Source organism: Cobetia sp. MM1IDA2H-1 (genome assembly GCF_002916775.2).
Classification (GTDB): Bacteria; Pseudomonadota; Gammaproteobacteria; order Pseudomonadales; family Halomonadaceae; genus Cobetia; species Cobetia marina.
The window spans coordinates 3,430,926-3,447,059 of record NZ_CM133225.1 but is presented as its reverse complement, the minus strand read 5'-3'; the positions used below and the strand labels follow the sequence as shown (position 1 = coordinate 3,447,059).

Annotated in this window: 12 protein-coding genes; 11 read left to right on the top strand and 1 reads right to left on the bottom strand. The window is 63.0% G+C overall.

What is annotated here, in order from left to right; translation table 11 throughout:
- Positions 1 to 97: 97 nt before the first annotated feature.
- From BOH68_RS14570 to BOH68_RS14550, 5 genes are all read left to right on the top strand, one after another.
- On the top strand, positions 98 to 2,272 hold the full coding sequence (locus BOH68_RS14570) for a type I secretion system permease/ATPase (protein WP_258038320.1): 2,175 nt from the start codon (positions 98 to 100) through the stop codon (positions 2,270 to 2,272).
- Positions 2,265 to 3,647 (top strand): HlyD family type I secretion periplasmic adaptor subunit, encoded by a 1,383-nt coding sequence (locus tag BOH68_RS14565; RefSeq protein ID WP_077378253.1) that lies wholly within the window; start codon positions 2,265 to 2,267, stop codon positions 3,645 to 3,647. The genes BOH68_RS14570 and BOH68_RS14565 overlap by 8 nt, the downstream gene beginning before the upstream one ends.
- A 33-nt stretch (positions 3,648 to 3,680) precedes the next feature.
- On the top strand, positions 3,681 to 4,985 hold the full coding sequence (locus BOH68_RS14560) for a TolC family outer membrane protein (protein WP_077378256.1): 1,305 nt from the start codon (positions 3,681 to 3,683) through the stop codon (positions 4,983 to 4,985).
- Positions 4,986 to 5,048: 63 nt separating this feature from the next.
- Positions 5,049 to 6,974, top strand: a complete 1,926-nt coding sequence (locus tag BOH68_RS14555; RefSeq protein ID WP_077378259.1) for a bifunctional diguanylate cyclase/phosphodiesterase — start codon at positions 5,049 to 5,051, stop codon at positions 6,972 to 6,974.
- A 23-nt stretch (positions 6,975 to 6,997) separates the two neighbouring features.
- Positions 6,998 to 7,666 carry a transglutaminase-like cysteine peptidase gene (locus BOH68_RS14550; RefSeq protein WP_077378262.1) on the top strand — a complete coding sequence of 223 codons (669 nt, stop codon included), beginning with the start codon at positions 6,998 to 7,000 and terminating at the stop codon, positions 7,664 to 7,666.
- Between the two features lie 101 nt (positions 7,667 to 7,767).
- Here the strand turns inward: BOH68_RS14550 and BOH68_RS14545 are convergent, their stop codons facing one another.
- Positions 7,768 to 8,181 (bottom strand): DUF7079 family protein, encoded by a 414-nt coding sequence (locus BOH68_RS14545; protein ID WP_077378265.1) that lies wholly within the window; start codon positions 8,179 to 8,181, stop codon positions 7,768 to 7,770.
- A 363-nt stretch (positions 8,182 to 8,544) separates the two neighbouring features.
- On the opposite strand from BOH68_RS14545, the gene fabV reads away from it, so the two are divergent.
- The 6 genes from fabV to astD all read left to right on the top strand — a co-directional run bounded on the left by fabV (position 8,545) and on the right by astD (position 16,112).
- Positions 8,545 to 9,747, top strand: coding sequence for an enoyl-ACP reductase FabV (gene fabV, locus BOH68_RS14540; protein ID WP_077378268.1), 1,203 nt, complete (start codon positions 8,545 to 8,547; stop codon positions 9,745 to 9,747).
- Between the two features lie 219 nt (positions 9,748 to 9,966).
- Positions 9,967 to 10,968, top strand: a complete 1,002-nt coding sequence (locus BOH68_RS14535; protein WP_169477227.1) for a GlxA family transcriptional regulator — start codon at positions 9,967 to 9,969, stop codon at positions 10,966 to 10,968.
- Positions 10,969 to 11,123: 155 nt separating this feature from the next.
- Complete coding sequence (locus BOH68_RS14530) at positions 11,124 to 12,344, top strand: aspartate aminotransferase family protein (protein WP_077378271.1); 1,221 nt, start codon at positions 11,124 to 11,126, stop codon at positions 12,342 to 12,344.
- 23 nt (positions 12,345 to 12,367) lie between these two features.
- Complete coding sequence (locus BOH68_RS14525; protein ID WP_077378480.1) at positions 12,368 to 13,429, top strand: arginine N-succinyltransferase; 1,062 nt, start codon at positions 12,368 to 12,370, stop codon at positions 13,427 to 13,429.
- The gene (gene astA, locus BOH68_RS14520) at positions 13,429 to 14,460 is read left to right on the top strand and encodes an arginine N-succinyltransferase (protein WP_077378274.1); all 1,032 of its coding nucleotides are present in this window, start codon (positions 13,429 to 13,431) and stop codon (positions 14,458 to 14,460) included. The genes BOH68_RS14525 and astA overlap by 1 nt, the downstream gene beginning before the upstream one ends.
- Before the next feature lie 152 nt (positions 14,461 to 14,612).
- A complete protein-coding gene (gene astD / locus BOH68_RS14515) occupies positions 14,613 to 16,112 on the top strand; it encodes a succinylglutamate-semialdehyde dehydrogenase (protein ID WP_077378277.1) in 1,500 nt (499 codons plus the stop codon).
- Positions 16,113 to 16,134: the final 22 nt, after the last annotated feature.

Below are 16,134 nucleotides of genomic sequence, written 5' to 3'. Positions count from 1 at the left end.
TGCAAAAGATAAGGGAGATGGCTTAGGCCATCTCCCTTTTATTGCATTAGACTTCACCGAATGAATGTCTGCGAAGTGCCCCACTAAGGAGGACAGGTTGAGCGATCAACCCACGCCATTGAGACCAGAGCCGGTCGGCGAAAGAGAGGGCGACCCTCTGCTGAATGCGCTGGTGTTCATGGCGCGTTACCACGGCAATCCCCGGTCAGCCGCCGTGCTGACGGACGGGCTGCCGATGGAGGACGGGCGTTTGCCTCTGGCGCTTGTCAGCCGTGCAGCCGCGCGTGCCAATCTGAGCGCCAAACTGGTCAATCAACAGATCACCGCGATCAGCGATCTGTTGATGCCCTGCATTCTGATGTTGAATGAAGGGCGCGCTGTCGTGCTGCTGGAAGTGGATGCCAAGACAGAAAAGGCGCGAATCCACCAACCGGAAGCGGAAGGCGATGCATGGATCGAACTGGAAACGCTGACGGCACGCCATGATGGACGAGTGGTCTACCTGAAGCAGGAACACCGTTTCGATGAGCGCGCCCCGGAAACGCTGGAACAGAGCGATGGCCACTGGTTCTGGTCGACGCTGAAGCTCTCGACGCCTATCTATCGTGACGTGATTCTGGCCTCTGTCCTGATCAATCTGTTTGCTGTGGCATCGCCACTGTTCGTGATGAATGCCTATGACAAGGTGGTGCCCAATCTGGCGTTCAACACCTTGTGGGTCATGGCGACGGGCATGGCGATCATCATGGTATTCGATTTCGTGATGCGGCAGACGCGTGCCTATTTCATGGATACCGCCGGCAAGAAGTCCGAGGTGCTGCTGACTTCCAAGCTGTTTGCCAAGACCATGAATCTGCGCATGGAGTCGCGCCCCGGCTCCGTGGGCGGCTATGTGAAGCATCTCCAGGAATTCGATTCCATTCGCGAGTTCTTCACGTCAGCGACGTTGACCACGCTCGTCGACCTGCCGTTTGCGCTGCTGTTTCTCGCCATCATCTGGATCGTCGCCGGGCCCCTGGTACTTGTGCCCCTGATAGCTCTTGTCATCCTGCTGATCTACAGCCTGGCGATACAGAGACCGCTGCGCAACAGCATCGAGAAGGGCTCGCGGCTGGCGACCGAGCGCAATGCGCGTCTCGTGGAAGCGGTCTCGGGGCTCGAGAGCCTCAAGCTGGCCAATGCTCAGGGAGAGACCCAGCGCCGCTATGAGCGTGCGGTGGGTCAGATCGCTCATTGGGGGGTGAAGAGCCGCAATCTGACGACATCCGTCAGCTCGCTGAGCATGTCATTGACGCAGGCCACCACGGTGGCACTGGTCGTGTTCGGGGTCTATCTGATCGCGGATGCACGACTCTCGGTGGGTGGGTTGATTGCCGCGGTCATGCTTTCCGGGCGCGCGCTTCAGCCCCTGGGGCAACTGGCGCTGCTGATTACCCGTATCGGGCAGACGCGCAGTGCCATGAGTGCGCTTGAGCAGATCATGGCGTTGCCTGAAGAGGCAGAAGATCGTCGGTACGTGCATCGCGAGACACTGCAGATGCGGATCGAGTTCGATCGTGTCGGCTTCGCCTATGCGGCCAACACGCCGCCGGCGGTGACCGATATCTCGTTGACCATCGAGCCAGGCGAGCGAGTGGCCATCATCGGCCGTATCGGTGCCGGCAAGAGCACCCTGCAGCGCCTGATCTGCGGACTCTACCGTGCTACCGCCGGCAGCGTGCGAGTCGATGGTCTTGACCTCAACCAGATCCATCCCGCCGATGTCCGGCGTCATATCGGGCATGCCGGTCAGGACAGTGCGCTGTTCTTCGGCTCTATCCGCGACAACATCACCCTGGGGCAGCCGCATGCCAGTGATACCCAGATTGAACTTGCGGCCGATGCTGCCGGCGTGACCGAGTTCACTCGCCATCACCCGGAGGGGCTTGATCGCCAGGTCGGGGAGGGGGGACGGATGCTGTCCAGTGGCCAACGTCAGACGGTCCTGATGGCTCGGGCGCTTCTGATGCGACCGCCGCTGCTGTTGCTCGATGAGCCCGGTTCGCACATGGACAATCGTGCCGAGCTGCGCCTGAGGCGTATGCTCAAGTCATTGCCGCGTACCCAGACCATGGTGCTGGTGACGCACAAGAGCAGCATGCTGGAAGTGGTAGACCGCGTTATCGTGATGGAAGGTGGGCGTATCGTCGCTGACGGTCCCAAGGACAAGGTATTGAATGCCTTGAATGAAGGGCGTGTGTCCGGGCGCAAGCAGGAGGCTCAACGTGGCTAAGGCACCGATTGAACAGCGCGATCTTCACCACCTGGATGACGTCAGCTCAGCCGTTCTGCTGGCGACCCCCTGGAAGTCACGCATCCTGATCTGGATGGTGCTGGCCTTCATTGTGGTGTTCGTCATCTGGGCCAGCCAGGCGAGCCTGGAGGTCGTGACGCGAGGTTCCGGCAAGGTGGTGCCCTCCACCCACCTTCAGGTCGTGCAGAATCTGGAAGGGGGGATCGTGCGCGAGATCTACATCAAGGAAGGGCAGATCGTGTCGCCCGGAGAGCCCTTGCTGCGCATTGATGACACCAGCGCCGGTTCCGACCTGCGCGAGCGTGTCTCGACTCTGGATGGCCTGCAGGCCACCATCATCCTGTACGACACCGAGCTGGATTCCATCGCGGTGGACGCCTCTGCCGATGACTGGAAGGACCAGGTCGTCATGTCCCGCGTCCCCCTGCCTTTCGATGAGGAGTTCAAGACTCGCAGTCCTGCACTTGTCGCGCGTGCGATGACTGCCTATCGCACCCACCTCAACCAGTTGAACAGTGGCTTGAATGGCTCTCGTGAGCAGATTCTGCAGAAGGAGCAGGAGCTGAGAGAGCTGAAGTCACGCATCAATAGCCTGGAGCGCAGCTACCAGCTGTCACGTCGTGAGCTCAACATGACAGCACCGCTGGTACGTGAAGGCGTGGTATCGCAAGTCGATCTGCTCAAGATCCAGCGTGAGGTGAATGATCTGCGGGGGGATCTGGAGTCGGCGCGACTGGCAGTGCCTGGCAAGCAGTCGGAGCTGGATGAGGCCATCTCGAATCGTGTCGGTGTTGCCCAGGAATTTCGTTCGCGTGCAGCAGACGAGCTGGCCAAGACCCAGGCGGATCTCGGGCGATTGCGTGAGGGGCGTACCAGTCTTCAGGACCGTCTTGACCGTACTTTGGTGACGTCTCCCGTTCAGGGGGCCATCAAGACCTTGAATATCAATACCATAGGCGGGGTCATCGAGCCTGGCGAAGATCTGATGGAGATCGTTCCCATCGAAGATCAGCTGCTGGTCCAGGCCCGGGTGGCACCCAAGGACATCGGCTTCCTGCGTATTGGCCAGCCTGCCGTGGTCAAGCTGTCCGCCTACGACTTCACCATCTATGGAGGGCTCGAAGGCGAGGTGGAGCAGATCAGTGCCGATACCGTTCAGGATGAAGAAGGCAACAGCTTTTATGAAATCAAGGTGCTCACGGAGCAGAACCACCTTGGAAGTGACTCAGACCCGCTCACGATCATCCCGGGCATGCAGGCCAGCGTGGATGTCATCACCGGTGAGCAGACCATCCTGCAGTACCTGATGAAGCCGATTCTGCGCGCCAGGCAAGGTGCCTTGCGTGAACGTTGATCATGGACATGAAGTATTCAAGGGCAACCCATAATGAAAAAGACACTCTTGGCATTGAGCGTGATGGCGGGGATGAGTTCCAGTTTCTCCGCCTCTGCGCAGTCATTGGAAGAAGCCGTTTCCAAGGCAGTGATGGAAAATCCGCGTACCCGCTTGCAGGTGACCCGTCATATCCAGCGTCTGGAAGAAGCGGAAGTCCAGCGTGGAGCCTATCGCCCGACGGTCGATCTGACCGGACGACTGGGCTATGGCAAGTTCGACTCCGAGGATGATGGGGTCAATGACGAGGATGACTGGCACGATTATCGTCGGTTGGATCTCACCATTCGCCAGCTGCTCTGGGACGGTGACACCACGATCGAGCGCATCCGTCAGGCAGAGACCGAAGCTGACTATCAGCGCCTGCAGACGGCCGCCGAAGCCAATGATGTCGCGTTGGATACGGCCGGGGCCTATCTGGATGTCATGCGTGATGAGCTGATTCTCAAATATGCGCAGGCCAATCTCGATGCGCACCGTCGTATTTCCAGTGATATCGGGCGTCGTGCAGAGTCCGGTCTCGGTGCACGCAGTGACGTGCGTCAGGTGGATGGTCGTCTGGCCAATGCCGAGGCCAGCGTGCTGTCCGCCCGGAACAACCTCGAGGATTCCCGCTCGGCGTATCTGCGTCTGGTCGGTGAGCTGCCCACGGATCTGAACCTCCCCAGCCTCGATACCGATCTGATCAGTGCCGATGTGGAGAGTGCCTATGTCCAGGCCAATCAGCGCAACCCCCTGCTGGCAGCGGCACGGGTGTCCATTGATGCGGCTCGTCATGAGGTGAACGCTGAGAAGGGTGACAACTACCCGGAATTCAGCATCGAGGGCAATCGCACGCTGACGGACGATTATGATCAGGACGAGAGCAGCTCCGATGACTGGAGCGTCGAGCTGGTCATGCGCTACAACCTGTATCGCGGTGGGCGGGATCAGGCCGAGATTCGCGGACGCCAGGCGGCGCTGGAAACCGTCGAGCATGACAATGATCGCGTGATGCGCGATGTGCGTGACGAGATCCGACTGGCCTGGAATGCACGCGAGAACCTCAAGCGTCAGATCGATTATCTGGAAAGCTATGTGCGTGCCGCGACGGATACGCGCGAAAGTTATCGCAAGCAGTTCGATATCGGCCGCAGGACGCTGCTGGATCTGCTGGACAGCGAAAGTGAGCTGTTCACTTCGCAGCAGAATCTGATTCGTGCACGTTTTGACCTGGAAACGGCCAACTATCGCTTGTTGTCCGCGACAGGTGCATTGCTGGATTCAATGAACGTTGCCGTACCGACCCGACAGGGTTGAGTCGCTCACGGCACCACCAGGAAGTGGTGCCGTGGTCATACTGACGGCTGATGAGGAAATCAGATGAGTCTTTCGCGCCGCCTGTTTACCTTGATGTTGTTGGTGCTGTTGGTGTTTTCCTTCGGTATCTTCTTCATTCAGGTCAACAATACCCGTGATTCACTGGCCGAACGACAGCGTGTCGAGCTCTCGAATCTCGCCCAGAGCCTGAGTCTTGCACTGGTGCCGCATGTCGAGCTTGGTGATGCTGCCAGCGCGGAAACCCTGATTCGCGCCACCCTGGATGGTGGATATGTCCGGGATATCCAGCTGGAAAGCGTCGCGCTCCCGGCCCCCATCGCGTTTGACATCACACGAGAAAGCCAGGCACCCGAGTGGTTTCAGCAGATGATTCCCATGCCGGTAGAAACGGTCAGGCGTGAATTGCCGGGTGGGTGGGCCTCTCTGGGGACGATCGCGCTGACGGGAGAGCCGGCCCAGGGTCACGATGACCTCTGGAAGCTCGCCAAACGGCTCGGACTCTGGTTGCTGTTGGGGGGCTTGTTGACCCTGCTGGTGGCCTCGCTGGTCATGCGTCGTCTGCTGCGCCCTCTGGACCGCCTCTCCGCACGTCTCAACGAGATGGAGACACAGCGTTTCGACGCGCCTCTGGAGGAAACCAGTGTCAAGGAGCTGCGTGGCATCACGTCGGCGGTCAATCGACTCGGGCAGCGTCTGCATACCCAGTTCGAGGCTCAGGCGGCGCAGTTGGCGCGCCTGCAGCGCCAGGCAGAACAGGACGCTGTCTCGGGGCTTGGCAACCGTGGTTACCTCAATCGTGCAGTGGATGAATGGTTGAGTGAGCCTCTGGGAGGCAGCTTCGCACTGTTGCGGGTCGCGCAGCTTGAAGTCGTCTATCAGGAGCAGGGCTACAAGGGACGCGATGCACTGCTGCGCGCCATCGCCCAGCGGCTTGAGCAGCGTGAGCTGGCCGGGGAGCCCATCGTGGCAGGGCGATTGGCCAATCATGACTTCGGCTTGCTGTTGCCAGAAGCCGATGAGTCCGCGCTGCAGGCCTTCTTGAAGGGCATCACCGAAGACATCGATCGACTGCTGGATGCCAATCCCATGGCGAACAGCCGCCCGATCGGCTGTGTCATCGGGGCGGCAAGGCGAGAGCCGGGCATGACCCGCACCCAGTTGTTCACGGTGGCGGACACGACCTTGCTGCAGGCCATCGAGCATGGCAGCAGCGTCGCGCTTGCCGAGGAAGGGGATCAGGCGCGTCCACGCGGCGAATGGCGAGAGGTCATCGAGCAGTCGCTGGAGCGCCCTGATGGGCTCGATTTCGTGGCGCAGCCCGTGCTGTTCAATGATGGCAGTGAGCTGCACCGGGAGCTGTTCGCGCGTCTGCGTGAAGGGGACCAGCTGCACCGAGCCGGCGATTTCCTGCCGGTCGTGCGCCATTTCCGTCTGGGAGCACGCTTCGACCTGCATGCGCTGGAGTGGCTGGCTGCCCATGTCGATGGCATCGAGGCCCCACGTCTGGCGCTCAACCTCACCGAGGAGACGCTGGATGATGAGGCGAGCTTCTCGGGACTCATCAGCTGGTTGGGAGTCCATCCGCGTCTCTGCAAGCGTCTGGATATAGAAGTGTCGGAAAGCATCGCGCTTCGCCATCTGGAGCGCGTCAAGCTGCTGTTCCGGCGTGCACGCCGGCTGGGCGCGCGTGGAGGCATTGACCGTTTTGCACGTGAGCTGAAGGAGCTCAGTTATCTGGAGGCGCTGCGTCCGGACTACGTCAAGATCGATCAGGCGTTCTTCAAGCGTGACGATGTGGACACCGAGCTGTTGCAAAGCCTGTGCATGACGGCGCATCAGGTCGAGTCTCTGGTGATCGTGACACGGGTCGAATCCGAACAGGACCAGGCGCGCGTGATGTCCCTTGGCGCCGACGGCTATCAGGGCTATGTGGCACCGGCCGTCGATGTCATGGCGAGGAAGCCCTGATAGACAGCCAGGGGCTGGTCGCCATGTGGCAGAGACGCTGCTTCAGCTGGCTGATCGCCTGGGTATTGATGCTGTTCACGGTCGGTTCCGTACTGGCCCGCGATACGCAGGCACAACGTTTCATCGAGGTCTATGGTCAACCGGGGTGGGCGAGAGTCCAGCAATGGGAGCAGCTGCTCGTGGATCTCGACGGGCAGCCGGCCAGGCGTCAGCTCAGTGAGGTCAATGATTTCTTCAACCGGATGCATTTCACCGATGACATGCGCGTCTGGGGGAAGGAGGATTACTGGGCGACCCCGCTTGAGTTCCTGGGGGCCGGCGCAGGGGACTGCGATGATTTCGCCATGGCCAAGTATCTGACATTGCGTCAGCTGGGCGTGCCGGAGAGTTCCTTGCGCCTGCACTACGTCAAGGCATTGAGGCTCAATCAGTTCCACATGGTCGTCACCTATCAGGGCGCGGGCATGTCGATGCCTGATGTGCTGGACAACCTCAACAGCTCCATCCTGCCGGCCAGTGAGCGCACCGATCTCCTGCCGATCTACAGCTTCAATGGCAACGCGTTGTGGATGAGCAAGCGGCTGGAGGGGGGAGAGCGCATCAGCGACAGCCGAGGGCTGTCGAGTCTCACGGACTGGCAACGACGCTACAAGGACGGTGTCCTGAAAGCTCCCCTGCGCAAGCGCCCCTGAGGCGAGGGGCAGTTCAGCGTCGAAGCGCGACAGGTATCGAGCAGAACGCCCCGTGGCCGGACCGCCACGGGGCGTTCTGCTTCATGCGGTGTCGGATCGCTTCATTCCGGCGTGTTGCCGCGCAGATGGAGCACTTCGAGCAGGTTGCCGTAACGGTGACGGCTGGGCATGGTCGCCAGGCCGGAGAACAGCAGCCAGAAGAGGCGCTTCCCGCGAGTGAGCTGATGCGTATGCTGCAGCAGGCGCGACAGCAGGCGGTTCTCGTCGCGCTCCTTGTAGCTCGGGGCCATGCTGACCTGCTCACGCACCAGCACCGGGGCCATTTCGAGTCGATACAGCGTTTCGAGTTCCCGGAAGCTCAGGCCGTGTGCCTCGACCACTTCGGCCATGTGCTGATACTCCGCCTCGCGGGGGTCACGCTCCTCCCAGAGAGGCGCCAGCGCCAGCCAGACCTCCTGGCGGCGTTCGAGCAGGGCGGCCACATCGGGGGCGAGGTGAGCGTTCTGGTCGTTCATGGAGAGATCCCGAGCGAAGGCTGTCAGACAGACACACCATCAACGGATGGCGCGAAGCAGGACAGCGGTGTGATGGCGGTGCGCTGAATGCGTCACATGATACGGCAGTCGTCATGGAGGGCTCCAGTAACGTGACATCAGCGCGGGTTGGCCCGCCGGGGCGGACAGCGTCGCCGACAGCCGCTAGAATAGCGGCCAGCAGCAGGCACACACGCCTGCATGTCCTGATTCGACAGCCAGACTCACCAGACGTTTTCAGAGCAAGGCACCGGTCGCGCAGCGTGCGCCGTGGTCATTGCATACTGGAATCGGGCATCAGCATCGGCGGGTACACGCCGGGCCAACAGCAAACGAGGTTCTTACGTGATCATCAAACCCAAGGTTCGCGGCTTCATCTGCACCACGACTCATCCCAAGGGCTGCGAGCAGAATGTTGCCGAGCAGATCGCCATCACCCGCAAGACGGTCGGTGACAAGCGCGACGGTGGCCCGAAGAAGGTGCTGGTGATCGGTGCTTCCAGCGGCTATGGCCTCGCGGCGCGTATCACGGCAGCCTTCGGTTACGGCGCGGACACCCTGGGTGTCTTCTTCGAGAAGCCGGGCACCGAGAAGAAGGCCGGTACCGCAGGCTGGTACAACTCTGCCGCCTTCGACAAGTTCGCCAAGCAGGAAGGCCTCTACAGCCAGGCCATCAATGGCGACGCCTTCTCGCACGAGACGCGCGCCAAGGCCATCGAGCTGATCAAGGCCAACATGGGCGAAGTCGATCTCGTGGTCTACTCGCTGGCCTCTCCGGTGCGCAAGCTGCCGGACAGTGGTGAAGTGAAGCGCTCCGTGCTCAAGCCGATCGGCGAGACCTACCGGGCGACCGCCATCGACACCAACAAGGACACCATCATCGAAGCGGAGGTCGAGCCGGCCACCGAGCAGGAAATCGAAGATACCGTCACCGTGATGGGTGGTCAGGATTGGGAGCTGTGGATGCAAGCGCTGGACGACGCCGGCGTGCTGGCGGATGGCGCCCGCTCCGTGGCCTTCAGCTACATCGGTACCGAGATCACCTGGCCGATCTACTGGCACGGTGCGCTGGGTCGCGCCAAGGAAGATCTGGACCGCGCCGCCGGCAGCATCCACGAGAAGCTGTCCGCCAAGGGCGGTCGTGCCCACGTGGCCGTGCTCAAGTCCGTGGTCACCCAGGCCAGCGCCGCGATTCCGGTCATGCCGCTCTACATCTCCATGGTCTACAAGATCATGAAGGAGAAGGGCCTGCACGAAGGCACCATCGAGCAGCTCAACCGCTTCTACGCCGAGCGCTTCTATGGTGAAGGCGAGATCGTCACCGACGAGTCCGGCCGTCTGCGTCTCGACGACTGGGAGCTCAAGGACGACGTCCAGCAGGCCTGTCAGGAACTGTGGCCGCAGGTCACCAGCGACAACCTGTTCGATATCACCGACTACGCCAGCTACAAGCAGGAATTCCTCAAGCTGTTCGGCTTCACGCGTGATGATGTCGATTACGATGCCGACGTCGCCACCGACGTCGAATTCGATGTCGTGCAGATGTAAGAGCGCTTCAGCAAGCGCAGAGGTCAGGGTAGCGAGCGCTGCCAGCTGACCGCTGCCCGCTGAGCGATGACGACGCCACCCTTCGGGGTGGCGTCGTCGTATGTGGCGGCCTCATCTTGAGCGTCATGCCAGTCCGGGCCAGGCACAAGTGCCAGAGGCATGGCACAATATGCCGGCAGGTTTTCCCCACCCTCACGCGATGGACCTCGACTCACACCCATGCCCGTGGATTCACTGGTTTCCCCCCAGGCCCAGCAACGCCAGATCGGCTTTGTGCTGTTGCCCGGCTTCTCGTTATTGTCCCAGGCCTGTGCGCTGGAGCCCCTGCAGGTGGCCAATCAGCTCGCGGGGCAGACACTCTATCGGGCCGTCACCTTTGCGCTGGACGGGCGCGGTGTGGCGTCCGCTGCGGGCTTGAACCTGTCACCGGACAGCCTGGTCGCCAGTGATTCGCGCCATCTGGACGCCCTGTTCGTGTGCGGTGCTCAGCCCGCGGGCGAGGCGGGCCTGCAGGAGGTGGCCTCGAATCCCGCGCTGCTGGCCTGGCTCAAGCGTCTGGCCGAGCGTGGCGTGATGCTGGGCGGTATCTCCACCGGCACCCGTGAGCTGGCTCGCGCCGGGCTGCTTGATGGCTATCGTGCGACGATCCACTGGCAGCGTGCCGAGTCGTTCCGTCGCGACTTCCCGCAGGTCAACGTCTCCCATCAGCTGTATGAGCTGGACCGTGATCGTGTCACCTGCGGTGGGGGTACCGCGGCGATGGACATGATGATGACGTTGATCGCCCAGCAGCATGGTCGTGCGCTGGCCGAGAAGGTCTCCGAGCACTTCGTCTGCGAGCGTATCCGGCTGGCGGATGAGCCACAGCACGTGCCGCTCAAGAACCGTTTCGCCCATGCGCCCCAGCCGCTGGTGGAGGCCGTGACCCTGATGGAAGCCAATATCGAGGAGCCGCTGTCCACCCACGAGATCGGCGAGCACCTCGGGATCTCGCGGCGTCAGCTGGAGCGGCTGTTCAAGAAGCATCTGCAGGCGGTGCCCAGCCGCTACTATCTGGATCTGCGTCTGGCACGCTCACGTCAGCTCTTGCGCGAGAGTGATCAGCCCATCGGCGAGATCGCGCTGGCCACCGGCTTTTCCAGCGCCGCTCACTTCTCCACGGCGTTCCGCAACCATTTCGGGCGCAGCCCCCGCGACGAACGTCTCATGCTGCAGGCCTGAAATGTCGCATCGGTGACAAAAGTCGCCTCCTGACATAAGTCGTCGTCCTTTCGCTGAAAGTCTTTGTCATCTCGCCTCCCTATACTCGGGAGTCATGACCCGTGGCTCGCCGATCATCGGCCTGCCACGCAACGCCCCGCGATGAGGAAGAGACGATGACCCAGCTGACCCGTGCCGATTTCGACCATGCCATGGTGCCCAACTACGCACCCCAGGCTGCCATTCCGGTACGCGGCGAGGGCAGCCGTCTGTGGGATCAGGAAGGTCGTGAGTACATCGACTTCGCCGGCGGCATCGCCGTCACCTCGCTGGGTCACTGCCACCCGGCACTGGTCAAGGCGCTCAAGGATCAGGCCGACAAGGTCTGGCACCTGTCCAACGTCTACACCAACGAGCCGGCCCTGGCGCTGGCCAAGGCGCTGACCGAGCGCACCTTCGCCGACAAGGTCTACTTCTGCTCCTCCGGTGGTGAGGCCAACGAAGCCGCGCTCAAGCTGGCACGTCGTTTCGCCCACGACACCCATGGCGAGAAGAAGGACAAGATCATCTCCTTCCGTCAGTCCTTCCATGGCCGCACCTTCTTCACCGTCAGCGTCGGTGGTCAGCCCAAGTATTCCCAGGGCTTCGGGCCGATTCCGGGCGGGATCCAGCACGCCGAATTCAACAACCTCGACTCCGTGCGCGAGCTGATGGGCGATGACACCTGCGCGATCATCGTCGAGCCGCTGCAGGGCGAGGGCGGCATCATTCCGGGGGAGCAGGCCTTCCTCGAGGGGCTGCGTGAGCTGTGCGACCAGCACGATGCGCTCTTGATCTTCGATGAAGTCCAGAGCGGTGCCGGGCGGACCGGCCACCTCTACGCCTACCAGCACTTCGGCGTGGTGCCGGACATCCTGACCACCGCCAAGGGCATCGGTGGCGGTTTCCCGTTGGGCGCCATGCTGACCACGGATCGCATCGCGCCGGCCATGGCCATCGGCACTCACGGTTCCACCTACGGCGGCAACCCGCTGGCATGTGCGGTGGGGCTGGCGGCGCTCGAGACCATCGACACGCCGGAAGTGCTCGAGGGCGTCGCGCATCGCCACCAACTGCTGCGCAATGGCCTGGAAGGCATCGCCAAGCGTCACGGTGTCTTCAAGGAAGTGCGTGGCATGGGCCTGTTGATCGGTGCCCAGATGGCGCCGGACTATGCGGGCCGTGCCAAGGACATTCTCAATCTGGCGATGGAAGAAGGTCTGATGGTGCTGGTCGCCGGGCCTGACGTGCTGCGTCTGGCACCGTCGCTGGTGATCAGTGAAGCCGAGCTCCAGAGCGGTCTCGACAAGCTCGACCGTGCCGTGGCGAGCTTCGTCGCCGCCTCTGCATCTGCATGAGCAGCGCCATGAGCAGTGCCCCGATGCTGGTGGTGCGGCCTGCCGAAAGCCGCGATCTGCTCGCCCTCGAGCGGCTCGCGGCCTCGGCCACGCCACGCCTGACCAATCTGCCGGCACATCGTGACCGCCTCGAGGAGCGCATCACGCGCTCCCAGCGCAGCCTGCGTGCCGAGATCGATTTTCCCGGTGACGAGATCTACTGCTTCGTGCTCGAGGATCTCGATAGCGGGGAAGTGGTCGGTACCGCCTCGCTGCGCGCCGAGGCTGGCGCGCGGGAGGCCTACTACACCTATCGTCAGGAAACGCTGATCCACGCCTCGCAGCAGCTCAACGTGCGCCATGAAGTGCAGACGCTGTCGCTGTCGCATGAGGTGTCGGATGCCACGCTGCTGTGCGCGCTGTCGCTGGATGCCCGCTACCGCGAGACGGATGCGGACAGCCTGCTGCGTCGTGCACGCATGATGTTCATCGCCCAGTACCCGGAACGCTTCGCCAATGAACTGGCGGTGGCCTTCCCGGGCTATCTGGAAACGCGCGACGAGCGTCAGGTCAGCCCGTTCTGGGACAGCGTCGGCCAGCACTTCTTTGATCGTGATTTCAATGACATCAACCAGATGGCGGGGGTGCGCTCCAAGAGCTTCATCGCCGAGGTGATGCCGCCGTTCCCGCTCTATCTGCCGCTTCTCACGCCCCAGGCGCGCGCTGCCATCGGGCGCGAGAATCCGCGCCACGAGTACGCCATGCAGGAGATGCTCGCCGAAGGCTTCTCGCGCTCGCGCCACGTCGACATCTTCGATGCGGGCCCCTTGCTGCTGGCGGAGTGCGAACGTCTGCACACCTTCAAGCAGTGCGGCTGGCACCCGGTGCGTATCCGTCCGCAGGAAAGCCTGCCGGACGCGGTGCCGGCGATGGTCGCCAACCAGCGGCTCGGCGATTTCCGCTGCGTGCTGGCGCGCTATGCACTGACGCCGACCGGCCAGCTGATGCTGACGCCGCAGCAGGCCGAGGTACTGGGGGTGGAAGAAGGGCGTGCGGTGCTTGCCGTGCCGATGCCCTTGCCGGCGGTCGATGAGGGAGAGCTGTAATGCGTATTCGTCCTATCGCTCGTCACGATATCGAAGGCCTCAAGGTGCTGGCGCGGGAAACCGGCGTCGGCTTCACCTCACTGCCGGACAATCATGAATTTCTCAGCGCCAAGATCGAGCGCACCCTGGCCGCCTTCGAAGGCTGGGAACCCGGCGATGATCGCCTGTACTTCTTCGTGCTCGAGGATGAGCGCGACGGCAGCATCGCGGGCTGCTGCGCCATCGAGGCCTGTGTGGGCACCGATGCGCCGTTCTATCACTACCGGCTCGGCTCGCTGGCGCATTCCTCGGTGCAGCTCGATCTGCATCGCACCCTGGATACGCTGACGCTGTGCTCCGATCACACCGGCGATGCCGAGGTCTGCTCGCTGTTCCTGCGTGAGGGCTGGCGCAAGGACCGCAACGGTGCGCTGCTCTCCAAGGTGCGCTGGCTGTTCATGGCCCAGTTCCGCGAGGCCTTCCCCGACAAGGTGCTGGCCGAGATGCGCGGTGTCTTCACGCCCGAGGGGCGCAGCCCGTTCTGGGAGTGTCTGGGCAGCCACTTCTTTCCGATGGACTTCAATGAGGCCGACCGCCTCACCGGCATGGGCCAGAAGAGCTTCATCGGCGAGCTGATGCCCAAGTTCCCGATCTACACGCCGTTTCTCTCCGAGCAGGCGCGTGCCGCCATCGGGCAGGTGCACGAGCACACCCGCCCGGCGGTGGCGATGCTCAAGAAGGAAGGGCTGCGCTGGGAAGGCTATGTCGACATCTTCGATGGCGGCCCGACGGTCGAGGCCTATATCGATGACGTGCGCGGCGTCCGTGACAGCCAGCTGGCATGTGTCGAGGTGATCGCGTCTGATGCCCCGGCCTGTGAGCGTCCCGCCGTGATGGCCGCCACCACCGGTATGGCGGACTTCCGCGCCAGCTGGATCAGCCATGCTGTCACGCGGGACGACGCGGGTGCCTGCCATGTGCGCCTTCACCGTGATGAGGCCGAACGCCTCGGCGTCACCGGCGGTGACACGCTACGCGTGCTGGCCAGCTGAAGCATTCGCCCCGGGCATCCGCTTCTTTGCGCCATCTCGCAGGCCCATGTCGCCTTGCGTCCTTTTGCCATCAGCGGGGCAGATCGCCAACTGCCCCGTTATCTCCTTGTTCAGCGTCGCTTACGCGGCGCGCCCTTTCGATGAGGCATGCCATGACCACTACGACTCCGACTCCCGCCACACTCAACGTGCGTCAACAGCTCTTCATCGACGGCGCGTGGCAAGCGGGGGAGGCCGAATCCTTCACCAAGACCGACCCCGTCTCCCAGGCACGCCTGTGGCAGGGCGCCTCGGCCACTGCCGAGCAGGTCGAGCAGGCCGTCGCGGCAGCGCGTCAGGCATTCCCGACCTGGGCGCGTCTGGGCTTCGAGGCACGTCTGGCGGTGGTGGAGCGTTTCCGCGATCAGCTGGAGCAGCATCGTGAAGCGCTGGCGATCTGCATCGCCAGTGAAACCGGCAAGCCGCTGTGGGAAGCGCGTACCGAGGTCGGCGCGATGATCGGCAAGATCGCGATCTCGGTGAAGGCCTATCACGAGCGTACCGGCGAGCGCGCCAAGGATGTCGCGGGCACCCAGGCGGTCCTGCGCCACCGCCCGCATGGTGTGATGGCCGTCTTTGGCCCCTACAACTTCCCGGGGCACCTGCCCAACGGCCACATGGTACCGGCGCTGCTGGCGGGCAATGCCTGCGTGTTCAAGCCCTCCGAGCTGACTCCGGCCACCGCCGATCTCACCCTGCAATGCTGGGAGGCCGCGGGCCTGCCGGCCGGCGTGATCAATCTGGTGCAGGGCGCGGCGGACGTCGGTCAGGCCCTGTCCCAGTCCGAGGGCATCGATGGGCTGCTGTTCACCGGCAGTGCCAAGGTCGGCAAGCTGCTTCACCGTCAGTTCGCCGGTCAGGTCGGCAAGCTGCTGGCGCTGGAACTGGGCGGCAACAATCCGCTGGTGGTGCGTGATGTGCAGGATGAAACCGCCGCGGTGCTGGCGATCATCCAGTCGGCCTTCGCCTCGGGCGGTCAGCGCTGCACCTGTGCGCGCCGCCTGATGGTGCCGCAGGGCGAGGTCGGTGATCGTCTGATCGAGGCGCTGGCCACGGCGCTGCGCGAGTTGCGCGTGGCGGGGCAGTTCGAGCAGGACGCGCCCTTCTATGGCGGCTTGGCCAGTGTCGCGGCGGCCGAGGGCCTGCTCAAGGCGCAGGATGATCTCGAAGCGCTGGGCGGCAATGTCCTCGTGCGCATGCAGCAGCTTGAAGAGGGCACCAGTCTGCTCAGCCCGGCGCTGATCGATGTCACCGGCCTTGCGCTCGAGGACGAGGAATTCTTCGGTCCGCTGCTCAAGATCCATCGCTACACCGACTGGGACGAGGCCATCGCGCTGGCCAATGACACCCGCTACGGTCTCTCGGCCGGGCTGATCGGCGGTGAGCGTGCTGACTGGGACGACTTCCTGCTGCGCATTCGCGCCGGCATCGTCAACTGGAACCGCCAGACCACCGGCGCCTCCGGCGACGCGCCCTTCGGTGGCATCGGCGACAGCGGCAACCACCGTCCCAGCGCCTATTACGCGGCCGACTATGTCAGCTATCCGGTCGCCTCGATGGAAGCCGAGGCGCTGGCGCTGCCCGCGACCCTGCCGGCCGGTATCCGTCTGTAAGGCCGTCCGTTCGGGCACCGCT